Source organism: Vibrio chagasii, assembly GCF_002954585.1.
Lineage (GTDB): Bacteria > Pseudomonadota > Gammaproteobacteria > Enterobacterales > Vibrionaceae > Vibrio > Vibrio chagasii_A.
Genome location: NZ_MSCI01000002.1, coordinates 1,449,287 through 1,464,568, shown reverse-complemented (window position 1 = coordinate 1,464,568; position 15,282 = coordinate 1,449,287). Strand labels below are relative to the sequence as shown.

The 15,282-nt window shown below is 42.6% G+C and carries 16 protein-coding genes, 2 tRNA genes and 1 pseudogene; 15 read left to right on the top strand and 4 right to left on the bottom strand.

The window, feature by feature from the left end; all coding sequences use genetic code 11:
- Positions 1–252: 252 nt before the first annotated feature.
- Both BTO10_RS14875 and BTO10_RS14870 read left to right on the top strand, forming a co-directional pair.
- The gene (locus BTO10_RS14875; protein WP_004739680.1) at positions 253–621 is read left to right on the top strand and encodes an AAA family ATPase; all 369 of its coding nucleotides are present in this window, start codon (positions 253–255) and stop codon (positions 619–621) included.
- A gap of 78 nt (positions 622–699) precedes the next feature.
- Entirely contained in the window at positions 700–1,122 is a 423-nt protein-coding gene (locus tag BTO10_RS14870) for a DUF3859 domain-containing protein (protein ID WP_004739678.1), read from the top strand.
- 106 nt (positions 1,123–1,228) lie between these two features.
- Here the strand turns inward: BTO10_RS14870 and BTO10_RS14865 are convergent, their stop codons facing one another.
- Positions 1,229–2,335: a M20/M25/M40 family metallo-hydrolase gene (locus BTO10_RS14865; RefSeq protein ID WP_105025040.1), complete on the bottom strand. Its 1,107-nt coding sequence runs from the start codon at positions 2,333–2,335 to the stop codon at positions 1,229–1,231.
- Between the two features lie 280 nt (positions 2,336–2,615).
- On the opposite strand from BTO10_RS14865, the pseudogene BTO10_RS14860 reads away from it, so the two are divergent.
- Positions 2,616–3,581 (top strand): annotated as a pseudogene (locus BTO10_RS14860) (GGDEF domain-containing protein); the annotation flags it as partial.
- On the opposite strand, the gene BTO10_RS14855 reads toward BTO10_RS14860, so the two are convergent.
- Both BTO10_RS14855 and BTO10_RS14850 read right to left on the bottom strand, forming a co-directional pair.
- Positions 3,575–3,883, bottom strand: coding sequence for a TetR/AcrR family transcriptional regulator (locus tag BTO10_RS14855; RefSeq protein ID WP_181143984.1), 309 nt, complete (start codon positions 3,881–3,883; stop codon positions 3,575–3,577). The pseudogene BTO10_RS14860 and the gene BTO10_RS14855 sit on opposite strands and share 7 nt — an antisense overlap.
- A 228-nt stretch (positions 3,884–4,111) precedes the next feature.
- Complete coding sequence (locus BTO10_RS14850; protein ID WP_105025039.1) at positions 4,112–4,297, bottom strand: hypothetical protein; 186 nt, start codon at positions 4,295–4,297, stop codon at positions 4,112–4,114.
- A 282-nt stretch (positions 4,298–4,579) separates the two neighbouring features.
- On the opposite strand from BTO10_RS14850, the gene BTO10_RS14845 reads away from it, so the two are divergent.
- From BTO10_RS14845 to BTO10_RS14835, 3 genes are all read left to right on the top strand, one after another.
- Positions 4,580–5,242 (top strand): DUF2726 domain-containing protein, encoded by a 663-nt coding sequence (locus BTO10_RS14845; RefSeq protein WP_105025038.1) that lies wholly within the window; start codon positions 4,580–4,582, stop codon positions 5,240–5,242.
- A gap of 167 nt (positions 5,243–5,409) precedes the next feature.
- A tRNA-Val gene (locus BTO10_RS14840) sits at positions 5,410–5,486 on the top strand.
- A 77-nt stretch (positions 5,487–5,563) separates the two neighbouring features.
- Positions 5,564–5,640 (top strand) — tRNA-Val (locus BTO10_RS14835).
- A gap of 616 nt (positions 5,641–6,256) precedes the next feature.
- Here the strand turns inward: BTO10_RS14835 and BTO10_RS14830 are convergent.
- Entirely contained in the window at positions 6,257–7,150 is an 894-nt protein-coding gene (locus BTO10_RS14830; RefSeq protein ID WP_105025037.1) for a LysR family transcriptional regulator, read from the bottom strand.
- 410 nt (positions 7,151–7,560) lie between these two features.
- On the opposite strand from BTO10_RS14830, the gene BTO10_RS14825 reads away from it, so the two are divergent.
- The 9 genes from BTO10_RS14825 (at position 7,561) to BTO10_RS14785 (ending at position 15,280) form a co-directional block, all read left to right on the top strand.
- Positions 7,561–7,773 carry a Flp family type IVb pilin gene (locus BTO10_RS14825; protein ID WP_105025036.1) on the top strand — a complete coding sequence of 71 codons (213 nt, stop codon included), beginning with the start codon at positions 7,561–7,563 and terminating at the stop codon, positions 7,771–7,773.
- A gap of 137 nt (positions 7,774–7,910) precedes the next feature.
- Complete coding sequence (locus BTO10_RS14820) at positions 7,911–8,336, top strand: A24 family peptidase (protein WP_105025035.1); 426 nt, start codon at positions 7,911–7,913, stop codon at positions 8,334–8,336.
- 21 nt (positions 8,337–8,357) lie between these two features.
- Complete coding sequence (gene cpaB / locus BTO10_RS14815; protein ID WP_105025034.1) at positions 8,358–9,182, top strand: Flp pilus assembly protein CpaB; 825 nt, start codon at positions 8,358–8,360, stop codon at positions 9,180–9,182.
- On the top strand, positions 9,182–10,552 hold the full coding sequence (locus BTO10_RS14810) for a type II and III secretion system protein family protein (protein WP_105025033.1): 1,371 nt from the start codon (positions 9,182–9,184) through the stop codon (positions 10,550–10,552). The genes cpaB and BTO10_RS14810 overlap by 1 nt, the downstream gene beginning before the upstream one ends.
- Positions 10,549–11,028, top strand: coding sequence for a hypothetical protein (locus BTO10_RS14805; RefSeq protein ID WP_105025032.1), 480 nt, complete (start codon positions 10,549–10,551; stop codon positions 11,026–11,028). Before BTO10_RS14810 ends, BTO10_RS14805 begins: the two co-directional genes overlap by 4 nt.
- Positions 11,028–12,269 (top strand): AAA family ATPase, encoded by a 1,242-nt coding sequence (locus tag BTO10_RS14800; RefSeq protein WP_105025031.1) that lies wholly within the window; start codon positions 11,028–11,030, stop codon positions 12,267–12,269. Before BTO10_RS14805 ends, BTO10_RS14800 begins: the two co-directional genes overlap by 1 nt.
- Positions 12,266–13,537, top strand: a complete 1,272-nt coding sequence (locus BTO10_RS14795; RefSeq protein ID WP_105025030.1) for a CpaF family protein — start codon at positions 12,266–12,268, stop codon at positions 13,535–13,537. The genes BTO10_RS14800 and BTO10_RS14795 overlap by 4 nt, the downstream gene beginning before the upstream one ends.
- A gap of 1 nt (position 13,538) precedes the next feature.
- Positions 13,539–14,441: a type II secretion system F family protein gene (locus BTO10_RS14790; protein ID WP_105025029.1), complete on the top strand. Its 903-nt coding sequence runs from the start codon at positions 13,539–13,541 to the stop codon at positions 14,439–14,441.
- Positions 14,438–15,280, top strand: a complete 843-nt coding sequence (locus BTO10_RS14785; protein WP_105025028.1) for a type II secretion system F family protein — start codon at positions 14,438–14,440, stop codon at positions 15,278–15,280. The genes BTO10_RS14790 and BTO10_RS14785 overlap by 4 nt, the downstream gene beginning before the upstream one ends.
- Positions 15,281–15,282: the final 2 nt, after the last annotated feature.

Here is a 15,282-nt window from a genome sequence, read left to right as displayed (position 1 = left end):
TAAGCTAGATATATAGACGTCTATACATCTAAATCTATAATAGTTTGATACGCTTGTCGATATACAAAATGGATAGTTGTAAATTATTTGTGTTTTTATCGAGAGAGCACTTAGTTTTCTTGTGGTTATTGTCTCGCTCAACAATGCCAAGACGTGTAGAAGAGTGCTTAAGTGCTGGTATCGGTAGTAATCAGAGCAACAGAGTATTATTTACGATAAACTCATGCTTTTGATTTAAGCCGTAATGTATCAATGAAGTTAATACTCATTCGAGGGCTGCCAGGTTCGGGTAAGTCAACAAAAGCAAAAACTTATGACGCCTTGCATGTCGAAGCCGATATGTATTTTGTCAACGAACAAGGTGAGTACTGCTTTGACCCTAAACAGTTACAACAGGCCCATGAGTGGTGCCAGAACACCGCTGAAAATGGTCTAAAGCAAGGGAAGGACGTTGTCGTATCGAATACCTTCATCAAACACTGGGAAATGAAGGCTTATCGTCAACTTGCGCTCAAATACAAAGCGGATTTAGTGATTGAAGTTTGTCGAGAAAACTACGGAACTATTCACGACATTGAACCATCAGTGATCAAGCGTATGGCGAGAGATTGGCAAGAGTAGCTCAACATTCGTGCTGCTCTATAGAGTGGGCGATCCCTCATATTAAACTAACAAAGCAATTCCAAGGTAACGATTGAAATGGCAAAACGTTCTGTTGTCGTAGAGATGACTTCTTACGGTATTTACTCCACGTGGGATTCTAAGTCTAAAGACCTACCTAAAATCCAAGAGTTCACAACCACCGTTGACGCTGAAATCGACGTTGAATTTGGCTATATCTTGAACATTAAAAAAGCCAAAGGCGAAAAAATTCGTTACTGCATTTACCACCCGGATATCACGACCGATAAAGGCGAAGTGCTTGAGCCATTCGATGGTGAAGAGTACGTCGGCAATAACGATTGGGATTTCTACCTAGGCGACACCATTTGGGCACCAGTCTCAAACAAGATCGGTAAATGGCGCATGACGGTCGAACTCAAAGGCAACATCATCGCAGACAAGACATTCGACCTAGTAGCAAAAGACGAAGGCCAGTTCTGGAAGCGTAGAGGGTTCTAGCCTCGAACCTCTAGACAAATTTGAACAACAAAAAAGCCGAGTCCAACATGAACTCGGCTTTTTGATATTGGCTAGATGATGTTCTTCATCTCGCTTAGAAGTAAGATTATTGCGTTACGTAAGCCACAACAAACTCAGTGATAGCAACCATGTCTTTCACTGCGATGTACTCTTCAGTGGTGTGAACTTTCGCCATACCAGTAGATAGGTTAACCGTAGTTAGACCTTTCGCATTGAAGTTGTTTGCATCGCTACCGCCGCCAGTGCGTTTGGTGTTTGCTGTTACGCCAAGCTTCTCGAATGCCGATTTGATCGAAAGAATGTGGGGATGATCGTCTGCAATAACGAATGCATCGTAAGCACGAGTTGATTCGATTTCGACTTCAGCACCGAATTGCTTTGCGCTCTCTTCAAACGTTGAAATCATATGTTCAACTTGCGCTGTTAGCTTGTCGCCATTTAGTGAGCGAGCTTCCGCAACCACTTTTAGTTCTGGCATAACGATGTTAGTCGCTTGACCGCCTTCAACAATACCCACGTTCGCAGTTGTTTCTTCATCAATACGAAGTAGGTTCATTTTAGTAATAGCGTCTGCTGCTACTTGAATTGCACTGATGCCTTCTTCTGGTGCTAGCCCAGCGTGAGCAGGGCGACCTTTGATAGTTGCAACGATCTTTTGTTGGCCTGGAGCAGCATTTACGATTGTGCCGATAGGGCCGCCTGTATCTAGAACGATGGCATGCTCAGATTGAATGTAAGACATATCGAAGTTCAAAGACCCGAATAGACCGCCTTCTTCGAATACGGTGAATGCAATTTCAATGGTCTTGTGTGCTTGACCTTCAGCTTGAATGCAGCGAACGGCTTCCATGATAGCCGCAATGCCAGACTTGTCGTCACCACCTAGGATAGTGTTGCCCTTTGAACGGATGATGCCATCTTCGATGATTGGCTCAATGCCGATACCTGGGGTTACTGTGTCCATGTGGCAGCTGAATACTGTGCTACCCGGTAGCGTGCCGTCTAAACGCGCGTAGATGTTGAAGCCATTCGATACTTCTTCAGGAACCGCCAGTTTATGTACGTCAAAACCTAGTTCGCCTAACTGCTCAGCTAGCGCTTCAGCAATCGCTTTTTCGTTGCGAGATTCACTATCGATTTTCACAAGATCGCAGAAATGGTCGACTAGACGTTGTTCATTAATTTGGGTCATTGTTAATTCTCATTATGTGTCCGCTCTTTCCTTAGAAGTCACGGCTATAGGACCAGGAAAATCACTATAACGCCTCTTTGTAGGATGATTGCCTGAGTTAAATCAAGAAAACCGCCTGAATATTCCAGATTATGAGAAAAACAAGATCCAGTTCTATAAGTTGACAAAATTTTAATCTGTATATTGCTCGGGTATACTGCAAACCGAAATTAACCATGCAGAAAGTAAGAACACTGCCCGAATAGTAAGAGAACTATGCGATTGATAATGGCACTTATAAATGAATAAAAACAATGTTTTAGGGTCATTCCTGCTTGTTGTTACAATGAGTGCTTTTCTGGGCTTCTTTCTGCTGTATCCAATCAACGATGTAGATTTGACTAACTCGCAAGTCAACGAGCCCGCTGTTTACACCCCAGAAAAAGAACTTTCTAAAACAGAATATGGAAAAAAGCTAATTCATATTCTCGATTTGTCTCGAAGCGATCCCATATTCGCTGATAAAGCGCTGGCTCAACTACCTCGCCTGCATCCAACAAGAGACTTAGCCATCTAAAAAGCGTACCGTCTTATGATATTGACGAACGTGGCGCAACATCAGCAAGACACTAAAGCCGTGATGGGATATTTAGACGAGATCAACAACCTTGCTGAACAAGAAGGTATGTTGTGGTTGAAATCGAAGTCATTGGTTGAATCTGCAATTGAATATCTTAAAGAGGGCGACCTTGCAGCGTCTGAAATTCAGGTTCGTTCCGCTATCGGGATTGCAGAGTCGATTCGTTACGATGAGCTATTGGTTAAAGCTTACAACACGGCGGGTGCAATCAATAATGTGCGTAATGACCTTCAAGATGCGCAGTACTTCTTCCATAAAGGGTTACAACTAGGGAAGAAGTACCCAAAGCATATTTATAACAGCAAGCTCATGTCGAACATGGCTTTGCTTTACATCTACTTAGAAGATTGGCCGAAAGCACTAGGCATTCTAGAAAAAGCCAAAAAGCTCTATTTTGACAGTGGTCTATTTGAAGATGAAGCCATTGACATCCTTTATATCAACGAATCGTTCAGTTACTTAAGTAGTGGTGATTTAATCAACGGTCGTATTGCTTATGAAAAGGCAGAAGCGCTCAACAGCGATAAAGTGAGCAATCGATATAAAATACTCGTACTAAGAGCGTACAGTGAAGTGCTGTTGGCGGAAGGAAAGTTAAACGCTGCACTTGCAGTCGCCAATCAGTGCCCAAGAATAGCTGTAAACTCTTTGCTTTGAAGGGCTTTCTGCCAAGACAGTTCCAACGCTTCACCTCCTTCATTAATCGTCAGATGATCAACTAAAAGTTTTAAGAATCGTCCTTCTAATGCCATCAGAAAGTCAGTCTTCGTAGGGAAAGGATGGCTGATTCCCGTTCTTGAGATTTTGGTTGCTTGGGTTAGTGTGGTGTAAGACATGTTTTCGTAGCCAACCGTCAATAACTGATGACAGCTGGTATCGAGGATGAGTTGAATAGTGCGACAGGTATCGATCTTACTACGCTTAACCATCTTTAAGAGCGCCTATATAAAGAAATTAAAGTAAAAGCATACTCTCATATGAAATGCTATTCCATATAGTGGGCTGGTTAATGAAGGAAAACTTAGATTTATGTTTTGATTCTAGCTTCTTATTTTATATTTATAGCTGAGTTTGGTGTTGGGTTTACTGTCGCTAATAGTAAAATGTGTTGGGGAGGTAGGGAGTATTAACGATTTTAGCTATGTAATTGGTTTATGTTATTTGGCTATACCTTGCAGCATCTCAACCAACTCACCCTCTGTGGTTGGCTCTTTTGCAAGCTCGATGACTGCAGAGGCGCCGCCTTTAAGCATATAGGCTTGAGTGCCACAGTGGTCATAGTGGAACCATTTACCATCTACACATACGTCGGTATAACATCTTGGGTCTTGTTTGAGTTCCATATCAATTTCCTTATTAACATTTGGCTAACGTTTTTTAGGCTGATTGATCACAAAATGCTGAGAATTGATCTAGATCAATCAGGTGCTTGAATAGTTGAACAATGTTCAAATAAGAGAGCTGTGTCGAGGTGCCAAAATTCACTATCAAGCACTTAGGTAACTGATATCTTCTAAAGCACGTGATTATCGTTAACAACTGATTCTCTTTTTCTTGCCAGTTTCTTGTTTTCTACTTACGCTACAAATTCTTTATCTCCCTGAATCTTTGACTGTGTTTTACTAATGACCAATATATTTATCGTTGTAGTGGTACTTGTTGTCTTCTTTTACTTCATTCAGAAGTACGTATTCAAACATGACGACACCAAAGACCACGCTTATCAAAAGAGAGGTGCGTTGCTCAACATGCAACAAGCCGCGTTTTACAATGCACTGACTACGGCGGTAGGTACTCACGGTGTCGTGTTTGCCAAAGTAAACATGTCGAATGTGTTGGCACCAGCAAAAACGAATACCAAGAAGAATTGGTTTATCGCGAATAACAAAATCTCTCGTAGCTATTTTGACTTTGTGGTGTGCGACCCAAGAACGCTGGAGCCACGCGTGATCATCGAACTTGATAATGGTAAAGAGCTAAGTAAAGGCAAAGCTGACCGAGAGAAGCTGCTTATCCATGTATGTAAATCTGCTGGCTTACCGCTTATTGGCGCTTCAGTAAAACACAGTTATCAAGTGAGCCGCTTAAAAAGGTTGTTGGCGACTCATATCGATTTGATCGAGCCGGACAAAGAGGTGAGGTTCTGTAAGAAGTGTGGCAGCCCGATGATCATCAAGTTGGCTAGCCAAGGTGACTACAAAGGACGACGTTTCTTCACGTGCAGCCGTCAACCAAACTGTACTTATACCGAAAACTACAATGTTGTTTTCGATGTAGAAGAAGAGTAACAAAGAGTAGGGCACTGGTTCAGTGTGACCTAACTCAAGTTTATTTTGTTTTCACGTCTAAAAAATCAACGCATTGATGCGAATAAGAGCAAACGGTTGATTCAAGTGCAATTTCCACTTGCGCCACAATAAATCAGCCGTTAATATCTTCCTCGTTCTTAAGGAATGGGTCCGTAGCTCAGTTGGTTAGAGTACTACCTTGACATGGTAGGGGTCGGCGATTCGAGTTCGCCCGGACCCACCATTCCTTCTGTTAATTTTTGTCAAAGTAGCGGCTTTTGATTTAGTCACAATCGTCATAAAGAAGATTAAGAACATTGTGCGTCCGTAGCTCAGTTGGTTAGAGTACCGCCTTGACATGGCGGGGGTCGGTGATTCGAGTTCACTCGGACGCACCATTATTCGTTTTTAGGAACAAACAAAAAAGCCCACCTAGTGTGGGCTTTTTTGTGCCTGTAATTCGCAGATTTTACTTGTTCATCGATTTACAGACACTTCACTCTCCTTAGATCCTGTACCTATAGACAACATCCGATGCCATGTGTGACGTTTCTGCTTACAATCCACGTAAGTGTTTCTGTAAGGGATAACGTGGCGTGAGAGCCGTACAGAAGCAAGTATTATGTGTCGGGCTATATAGCACATCGGCATGGCTCGAACTTACCTTACCGCAATATAATTCATAGTAAGCTCATTACTTAAATACCAGATGTTATTGATCTTTTCTGGGTATGAGCCCTACACGCTTAACTTCACATTTGTTACTTGCTAGATGATATGCGCCAAGCTCACCCGTTTAAGGTGTTTAGATGACGTATTAAATACATATCAGAAGGTGATGTGTAAGGTAGAGCTATAAGCAATGAGCTATATAACAAATAAATGACAATTTAATTAATTATGTTTTTAGTTTATGTTTTATTGCGAAACTATATCAAGATGTTTGGTTTTATTAATACCAACTCCGAAGACGTTGAATGTACTAGAGCATAATTACCCGATTATAAGAGTGCGTTATTGAGCCAAATCGGCAACAAATGTTTGCTGGTAGTTAGTACTAGATTTCAGTTCTTTTTTTATCCATTGATTAAACAAGCTAAAGTCAGAATGTATTTGCCAGAAAAGGGAAGCAATAACTCGTTTACCAAAAAAATCAGGGTGGTCGGTAATGACCTTAAGTTTATTATCTTTAACATGAGTATCGATCAAAAAACCTGGTAAGAAAGCGATGCCTTTTTGGGCCTTACATAAATCGATAATGGTTCCTAGATCATCTAATCGCCAGAGGTTATATGCGGCGATACTGGACAAGTTAAGCAGTTCTTCGCACCCATCCATCAATAGAACCCGTTGAGACGGTGCATGTGACTTTATAGGCCCTAAATCTTCATGAGCCACCCACCAGCAGTCAACGTGGAACAGTTCCTCTACGTTGAAGTCATAATTTGACTTGTGGTAGGGGTTGCCTAACGCTAAGTCTATCTTTCCTTCATTTATATAGTTACCAAGAACAAAACTAGGCTTAGTGACCACAAGCAAGTCGACATTCGGGAATGCTTCAGAAAAAGCTAAGAGTGTCTTTTTTACGTCTGAATTATATACCAATGGATCAATGCCTACTCGATAGACAATCTGGTCTGATATATTCATTTGTTGAGCGACGGTGACCAAATCTCGATATTTCGATACCACGGGTAAAGATAATTGGAATAGACGCTCTCCTTTTTTTGTTAACCAAACTTTAGAATGCTCTCTATTAAATACATTGAAACCTAAGTCTGATTCTAGATTCTGTACAGCTGTACTAACTGTCGATTGTGATTTTCCTAGTTTGCGAGCAGCAGAGCTAAATGAACCTTCTTCAACTACTGCAATGAACGAAACAATATTTTCGAAATGTAGTTTCATGATTCGACTAACCTTTGACACAAAAAAATTATAATCTTTATTGTTTGTTTATGCGAAGAACAATAGCGTGATGATCCTCGTATTTCAACAATTTTATAATGGATAATAAAAGTTGATAAATCACTAATTAATATGTTCTTAAAGGTTATAGGGGGAAATAATCAAAAGGTTGAGCCGGATCTTACTTCTTAAAGTTTATAAATCAAATTTGATATCACACTTTTGATATAGAGTCATATTTAACTCTATGTTTTGTATGGTTTTATTTTAATATATTGTGTTTTCCCTTCTTTTGTTTTGCTTGTTTTTTGAACTGCCTATTGACGAAGTCGATAGGGGGTATTTTTATTTAACTTGGGGCGCTAATTATAATGCCGGAGAATTTTCAATAGCCCTTATAGGAATAAATAATGATTACCAAGCTATACGTGAAAACAACCATGTTTTTATCTCAATTTAAGAGCGATGAGCGCGGCGTAACTGCGATTGAATATGGTCTTATTGGTGTTGCTATGGCTGTGTTACTAGCTGCTGCATTAAATGGCGATGGCTTCATTGGTAAGCTTTCAGCTGCATTTGGCAAAATTTCTACCGAGATTAATACTGCTACAACAAAACAGTAGTAAACACATATTAAAAAAATATCGAAAGATATTTGTGCCGGACCAATGTATGCATCGGTCTGGCTTAGTTGTTTTATGATGTTAAATAAGATTAATTTTCATATAGGTTAGGTGGTATCCCAATTTTTAGTCATGAATTGTATTTAGTGACTCTGGCAGTATTAAGTGTATACGTGTCGGGCACTGATTTTCTCTATCGCAAGATACAAAATTACGCCTTGTACATATTACTCGTTGTGCAGTGTTTTTTGTCTCCACTAGATATTCAAATAATGAGCTCCTTATTGATGTTAGTTATTGGGCTCATTCTTTACAAACTGATTTGGATAGGGGCTGGAGATATTAAATACGTCGTTATTTTGTCGCTTACCATTCCAATTAACGACTTATTGTTGGCGTATATTCTGACCGCTTTTGCTGGTGGTATTTTAGCTTTCTCTTATCTAGTGAGTGGAAATTTATTTAAAAGAAACCCACACGCCAAAGATGGTATTCCATATGGGATTGCTATCAGCGTCGGGTTTTACTTAGTCATTTTAACTCTATCTACACCACATATATAAACCTCAAAATATGAGCACATTATGAGATCTCGACTGGTATTACTTGTTGCCATCGCAGCGTTAATCGTTGGCGCACTAGGCGTTATCGATCTGTTCAAAAGTGAACCTAAACCAACAACAACTGATGAAGTGGTCGCTGAAAAAAGCGAACAGCATGTGGGAGTTTGGATTGCTACCGGAGCCTTTGAAAAGGGGCGTGCAGTTAACTCGCAGGGTGTAGTGAAACAACAGTTGCCTCTGAGTGAGGCGCTAACACTTGGTGTTAGAGAAGATTCTCAAATCAGTTTATCACCTTCCACTTTGTTAAACCGAAGCCTTAATGCAGGCGACGTTATATTGCCTGAATATCAAGTGAGCCCTGGCAAACCTGGCTACATTGATTTGCTGGTTACAGAAGGCATGACGTTATACCCACTAAAGGTCAGCGATAAAAATCTGATTAATGATTACATCCGTCCGGGTTCGTTTATTGATGTTCTAACAGTAAGTTCTCCAAATGCCAACTTGGCTGGCAACGTCGATAAGCCGACGCGTTTTAGAGGAGTGAAGGCGTCGATGTTTTTGAAACACGTTAAGGTCCTCAATATCGGGAATGATGACACCAGTGATCGCTCTATTACTGCTCGTTCTCCAAGTAAGGAAGATGGACTGACAACCGTTGTCATTGAAGTTAGCCCGGATGAATTACCAAGACTCGCATTAGCACAGCGAACGATGCATATCGAAATTTATCGTAGCCAAACTTATATGCAGCCGGAGTTCGCAGAGGTGCGCAACATCATTGATAACTATACAGGTATCGTTGAGTTACGTGGTAACGAGAGCAATCCAAGAGAGGCTTTGTGATGACAATTATGCATCGAGTCAAACGAGCACTGTTTGGCCCAATTTTGCTAACGCTGATGAGCCTATTTTCTACAACAAACGCTTTTGCTGCAGATCGCTCTATCACGCTCAATGATGGTCAGCACATTCAGCTTAAAAGTCCAATAGGTCAAGTGTTCGTGAACAACCCTAGTATCGTTGATTACAAAATTATTAACGATAACACCCTTGTTGTGTTTGCCAACAGCACTGGTCAATCGCGACTGATTGTTTACGGTATCGATGATAAAGTCCTGCTATCCGACCGCATTATTGTTGACTTGGATTTAACCGACATTAGGCGCCAAATCAAATTCTATTTTCCAGATGCTCAAGTCAAGGTTCAGTCTGTTGGAGAGCAAGTCGCAGTGAGCGGCATTGTCGATTCAGAGGCAATACGTGATGACATTTATCGTTTAGTCGCGACACTACTAGGGCGAGACAAAACAGAGAAATGGGATAAAACCGAAAAACTAGAATTTAAGTCAGACAGCTCAGACTATGAAGAGCCTGAAAGCATGGTGTTTGCCCGCAATATGACATGGGAAGGGATCATAGAACGAATTGAAGTCGCCACAACTCAGCAAGTAAACGTAAAAATATCGGTTGCTCAAGTGACAGAATCGTTTGGTCAAACCGTTGGGGTTGATTGGAGTTCCGTGGGTTCAAGTGTCGGTGAGTTTGTTTTCGACCAATTTGATGCCGCCAATCTAAGCACCTTAATCACCGCGTTAGGCAACGATCAAATGGCTGAGGTTCTTGCTGAACCAAACTTGACCGTGTTGTCAGGAGAATCTGCAAGTTTTCTCGTTGGTGGTGAAGTGCCAGTCATCGTCTCTACCAGCAGTAACGTAAACATTTCCTTTAAAGAGTTTGGTATCAAGCTAGATCTAACCGCCAAAGTGTTAAGCCAAGACAAAATCCGTATGCAACTTGCACCAGAAGTGAGTGAGGTTGAGGGTTACGTTGAGGCTGCTGGCATTAAGGTTCCCCAGTTGGCTTCTCGACGTGCTTTGACGACCGTAGAGCTTGCCGATGGCGACAGTTTCGTTCTGGGTGGTTTGATGAGCAGCGCAGACTTGGAAAAAATGCAAAAGATCCCATTTGTTGGCGACATTCCAGTACTTGGCGCCGCGTTTAGGAAAGCGACCACGGAAAGAAAACGTACTGAATTGATCATCGTTGCCACCGTTAATTTAGTGGAGCCTATGAAGCCGAAAGACATTCAACTGCCATACATTAAGAAGACTTCGACATTGGCTCGTTGGTTAAACATTAAATGGGATGGCAAACAAGTGACCTCGTCCGATGCAACGATTCGCCTGCTGTCGCAAGGAGGGTTTATCCAATGAAGAAATTAGTATTGATGGCGTTGTTCGCGACCTCACTATTTGGCTGTGCTTCCGAGCAATATTTTGTTGCTCAGGGAGCAGAGGCATTGGCGTACAAAGAACATCATAATTTTGAGTTCGAGATTAAAAACCGCGCTATAACGGCTCAGCAGCTTGATGCCTTGATTCAGGAGATTGAGTCGACGGACAAGGAAGCGACGTATGTGGTGGATTACAAATCAGCCGCTAGCAAGCAGATGTTGAAGGAGATCTTTAAGCAGTATCCATCTCATCTGATCGCCCCCCAAAGAGTGGTTTATCGCAATGCGCAGTTATCACCTAGTGATCTAAATATCCAGGTGACTTTAACGCGCCTAAAGACACAAACGTGTAAACCAGCGCAGATACATGTTCGCTTGAGACAGTCTGACTGCTTCGTTGAGTCGATGCGATTGAAGCAAGTGGCGTACAAGTCGAGATTGGTAGGAGAACAATAATGTTTGATCTGACAAAAGCATTAACCACAAAGGCTAAGCCAGCTCAGACTGCGTCGACAGGTGTTGCTGGATGTACGTTGTTTTACCAATCACAAGAGTGCTTAAACCTAGTTCAAGAAGTGTTTCGCTTTGAAGGGTGGAACGACCCTGCTTGTGTGAAAGCGACAGCCGGTTTGACCAAGCTTACTGAGCAACAAAGTAGCCATATCGTCATTTTAGAGTTAAATGAGTCGAGCAATGTGGTGGAAGATGCAAAAGCTTTTGCTAGTAAACTGCCGACGCACAAAGGTGTGGTGGTCATTGGTAAAGAAGACGCTATTTCGACGCTTCGTTCTCTTAAGGAGATGGGCTTTTACTACGTTTTCTGGCCGGTGAATAAGCAGGAATTTGCGGATTTCTTAACTCACGTGAGTAAGAACCTTAAAACGTTTTCCGGTGTTAGCCAGAAGCGTAAAGCAAAACGCGTTGCCATTGTCGGCGCTAAAGGCGGTGTAGGAGTGTCATTCCTCGCTACCGAGCTAGGCTCACTCTTGTCGACACAAGGTTCAGATACCATCCTTGTCGATCATCAATACGCTGATACAAACATTGATGTCTTACTTGGGTTAAAAGATTTTAAACCACGCACCATCGATGAGTTCACGGCACCGCTGCACGAAATGGATGAAGAGGGCGCATTAAGTTACCTGTCCAACACTCGTAAGAACCTGCGTTTGTTAGCTATCAATGGTGACATGAGCCAAAACGATGTACTTAATTACAACCAGACCTTATGTGAGCTGTTAGCACGAAACACTAACTTCATCATTGAAGACTTTTCCGGAGCGGTGGATTTCAAAGTTGAACCACAACTCTTGGCAGAAAACTTTGATGTCGTCGTGTTGGTATTCGACGCGTCGGTGTCATCGGTGAGAAGTGCAAAACGACTGTATGAAAAGATAGCGAGTTTGCAACTGACATTATCGTCGCGTACTCGCATCATTATGGTCGCTAACTATCATCGTCCACAAAACGCCTATGTATTGCAAAAGCCTGATCTAGCCAAGTATTTAGGTACGAACGTTGATCTCGAAGTCGACTACTGTAAGTCGTTGGCTCACATCATCATTGATGGAAAGCGAGGTCACAAACACGATCGTCATATCAATCGCTCTATGGAAAAGTTGGTCAAACTGATTAATGGACAACCGATCGACCAGAAAACGATGAACTCGTGGTTAAAAAAGGTACGTGTTAAATGAGTTCGAATAAAGACTTATACCTCGCTTTTCGTGGCCAGATCTTTGAGGCGTTAGACGCTGAAGCGGTTCAGAAAATGAGCCGTAAAGACTTGGAGTCTCAGATACAAGCAGCGGTCGATTTATTAGCGAACAGCTACCAAAGACCTATTACTTCTATGATGAAGTCTGGTTTGGTGAAAAGCTTAATCGACGAGCTATTTGGGCTTGGTCCTTTACAGCCATTGGTCGAAGACCAGTCTATCTCAGACATCATGGTGAATGGGCCCAACAACATCTTCTTCGAACGCAATGGCAAGGTTAAAAAATCCGAAGTTTCGTTTGTTAACGAAGAGCAGTTATTGGCTATTGCCAAGCGTATTGCGTCACGTGTAGGAAGACGCGTCGATGAGCTTTCTCCTACGGTCGATGCAAGGCTAGAAGATGGTAGCCGTGTGAACATAGTGATCCCACCGATTGCATTAGACGGTACCTCGATCTCTATTCGTAAGTTCAGAGAGCAGAATATCGGGTTTGAAGACTTAATTGGCTTCGGGTCGATGTCTCCCGATATGGCAAGAGTGTTGATGATTGCGTCTCGCTGCCGCATCAACGTTCTGATCTCGGGCGGTACAGGTTCGGGTAAAACCACGTTACTCAACGCACTGTCTCAATATATCGCAGAAGATGAGCGTATTGTCACGATAGAAGACGCGGCAGAACTGCGCTTGCAACAGCCTAACTTAGTTCGACTTGAAACGAGAACTTCGAGCGTTGAGCAAACTGGGGCGGTCACTCAGCGAGACTTGGTAATTAACGCACTGCGTATGCGCCCTGATCGAATTATCCTTGGTGAGTGTCGTGGCTCTGAGGCTTTTGAAATGTTGCAAGCAATGAACACGGGGCATGATGGCTCGATGTCTACGCTCCACGCGAACACCCCGAGAGATGCGATTGCCCGTGTTGAGTCTATGGTGATGATGGCGAACTTAAATCAGCCGCTGGATGCGATTCGAAGAACGATCGTAAGTGCCGTGCAGATGATTGTTCAAGTCAACAGGTTGCGTGATGGCTCTCGCAAGATTACTAGTATCTCGGAAATCGTTGGCTTAGAGGGCGATAGCGTGGTGATGGAGGAGATCTACCGCTTCCGTTACGACGATGCTCACTATGGCGAAAACGTGAAAGGGGAGTTTGTAACCAACGGCATCATGCAGCGATCTGAGCTCGTGAAAAAAGCGCAATTCTTCGGGCTCTATGAAGAGCTTATCGCATCCTTTAAGGGGGCATAGCATGCTGTGGATTTCATTGATTCTATTCTCCTTTGTGCTGTTTTTGATAAGGGATTCAAAGGTAAAAAAGGTCAATCAATTCTTCAATATTGAAGAAGCGGAAGTTGAAAACTTTAACGCCATTAATGTGAAATCACTAGTTCGTAAACAGAGCTGGCACAGGTTTAAAGAGTCGATTTCGCCTACCTTAATGGTGCTTGGCCCACGTTCAACTTTATATATCGCCTTGTACATAACGATTAGCCTTATAGCTTCTTGGTACATCGTGGTTGACCTGCTATCGATGACTAACGATTGGTGGGTGCCGTTATTAGCATTGGTTTTTACCTTTTTTGGTTACCGTTTCTTGGTGACCAGACGACGTCGAGATTTCGAGAACACTTTTCCTGATGCGTTGAATATTCTGATGAGTGCAGTAACTGCGGGCGACAGTCTAATGCAAGCCATTAGCTATGTAGGCGAAGTGATGCACAACCCGATCGGACGCGAATTCAAGTTGATGGGCGACCGACTGAAGTTAGGTGAATCTCCGGAAGTGGTGCTTAGACGATCCTGTAAAAACTACCCATATCCAGAGTTTCTATTTTTTACCGTAACGATTCGAGCCAACATTGCGCGAGGTGGACAACTTAAAGGCGTGCTGGCCCGATTAATTCGTGTGTTGGTGGATGCTCGAACATTAGAGAAAAAGAAGATGGCAATGACGTCGGAGGCGAGGATTTCAGCCAAGATCGTTGCGGCTATTCCTTTGGTTTTCATGGTCATCCTTAATTATATCAATCCTGACAACGTTAACTATGTCTTGTATGACGAGTCGGGCCGTGTGGTGTTGTTTTATGTGTTGGGTAGTGAGCTTTTCGGCTTATTCATCGTTTGGCTATTGGTGAGAAGTGTGCGGGCATGATGATATTAGTTGCACTTATTGTGCTGTTTGTTTCGCTGCTCTTTTTGATTGTCGAATCGGTACGTGCCGACCAAAGACAAAAGAAAGTCGCTATGTACATTGATGGCGACACCATTAAACCACCTTCCCGTGTGAATCAATTTTTTGTTCGATTTGGCAAGGAGCATCGCCATGAACTTGAACAGAAATTTATAGAAGCGGGTTACTACAACACTGAATGGGCGAAGTTCTATTTTCCCGCCAAGGTATTGGTGCTCGGCCTTATTTCAGGGCTCGTCTTGCTGGGAGATATGACATCGACCAACAAATTGCTGGTAGTGATTGTCTCTCTAATTGTGGTGATTGTGGTGCCAGATACCATGCTGCAAATGCGCCGTAAAATGCTGATAAGTAAAACCTCGGCACAACTTCCTTACCTTTTGGACATGATGTCGGTATGTGTACAAACCGGTATGACTATAGAGGCGGCTTTAGCGTATTTGGGTAAAGAGCTTGCGGAGTTTGATTCTGACCTTTGTTACCAAATAAAACGAACCTCAGATTCTGCCAAGATACATGGCGTTGAGAAGGCTTTGAATGATCTCACTGAGCGTATTCCAACTCCCGCAATCCGAAGTTTTGTGCTGACAATCATTCAGAACTTGCAATACGGTACTTCCGTTGCACAGACACTCAGCGACTTAGCTGAGGATATGCGAAAAGTCCAAATCCTCACGGTTGAGGAGAAGGTTGGTAAGCTCTCTGCAAAGATGAGTGTGCCGTTGATCCTTTTCATCATGTTTCCGATCGTTATCTTGATTTTGGCACCGAGCATCATGCAAATGACATTGAGCATCTAGAG

Bases quoted from the DNA above. Each gene is read 5' to 3' on its own strand.
- BTO10_RS14875 (WP_004739680.1), top strand. From the start codon at position 253: ATGAAGTTAATACTCATTCGAGGGCTGCCAGGTTCGGGTAAGTCAACA.
- BTO10_RS14870 (WP_004739678.1), top strand. From the start codon at position 700: ATGGCAAAACGTTCTGTTGTCGTAGAGATGACTTCTTACGGTATTTAC.
- BTO10_RS14865 (WP_105025040.1), bottom strand. From the start codon at position 2,335: ATGACCCAAATTAATGAACAACGTCTAGTCGACCATTTCTGCGATCTT.
- BTO10_RS14855 (WP_181143984.1), bottom strand. From the start codon at position 3,883: ATGGTTAAGCGTAGTAAGATCGATACCTGTCGCACTATTCAACTCATC.
- BTO10_RS14850 (WP_105025039.1), bottom strand. From the start codon at position 4,297: ATGGAACTCAAACAAGACCCAAGATGTTATACCGACGTATGTGTAGAT.
- BTO10_RS14845 (WP_105025038.1), top strand. From the start codon at position 4,580: ATGACCAATATATTTATCGTTGTAGTGGTACTTGTTGTCTTCTTTTAC.
- BTO10_RS14830 (WP_105025037.1), bottom strand. From the start codon at position 7,150: ATGAAACTACATTTCGAAAATATTGTTTCGTTCATTGCAGTAGTTGAA.
- BTO10_RS14825 (WP_105025036.1), top strand. From the start codon at position 7,561: ATGATTACCAAGCTATACGTGAAAACAACCATGTTTTTATCTCAATTT.
- cpaB (WP_105025034.1), top strand. From the start codon at position 8,358: ATGAGATCTCGACTGGTATTACTTGTTGCCATCGCAGCGTTAATCGTT.
- BTO10_RS14810 (WP_105025033.1), top strand. From the start codon at position 9,182: ATGACAATTATGCATCGAGTCAAACGAGCACTGTTTGGCCCAATTTTG.
- BTO10_RS14805 (WP_105025032.1), top strand. From the start codon at position 10,549: ATGAAGAAATTAGTATTGATGGCGTTGTTCGCGACCTCACTATTTGGC.
- BTO10_RS14800 (WP_105025031.1), top strand. From the start codon at position 11,028: ATGTTTGATCTGACAAAAGCATTAACCACAAAGGCTAAGCCAGCTCAG.
- BTO10_RS14795 (WP_105025030.1), top strand. From the start codon at position 12,266: ATGAGTTCGAATAAAGACTTATACCTCGCTTTTCGTGGCCAGATCTTT.
- BTO10_RS14790 (WP_105025029.1), top strand. From the start codon at position 13,539: ATGCTGTGGATTTCATTGATTCTATTCTCCTTTGTGCTGTTTTTGATA.
- BTO10_RS14785 (WP_105025028.1), top strand. From the start codon at position 14,438: ATGATGATATTAGTTGCACTTATTGTGCTGTTTGTTTCGCTGCTCTTT.